Below are 381 nucleotides of genomic sequence, written 5' to 3' on the forward strand. Positions count from 1 at the left end.
GCTGTTCGAGGAACTCAATGTGACCCGCACTGCTCATCGACTTTGTTTAAGTCAATCAGCGGTGAGTAAAGCATTGGCAAAACTGCGCCAGCAGTTTGATGACCCCTTATTCGTTCGACATTCACACGGGCTTACTCCAACAGCGCGAGCGTTGTTCTCAACCAGAACTAGGATCTGTTGATCAACCAGTTAGAGCATCTTACCTTGCCGGAAGAGTTTCACCCTGAAAGCAGCGAATACCGCTTTCGTATTGCCGCTGTGGAAAGTGTTTATCCCCTGATCTTGCCGCACTTTCTACCATCCATTTTCCAGCAAGCGCCCAACGTCACCATCAGCACCCATTCATGGTCAGAACAGACCTTCAAGATGCTGCAGCGCGGT

Annotated in this window: 1 pseudogene; it reads left to right on the forward strand. The window is 50.1% G+C overall.

Annotated elements, in window-relative coordinates:
• Position 1 precedes the first annotated feature (1 nt).
• Positions 2 to 381: pseudogene (locus CIK04_RS23580) on the forward strand (LysR family transcriptional regulator); the annotation flags it as partial.

The sequence above is a fragment of the Vibrio sp. 03_296 genome (assembly GCF_002265885.1).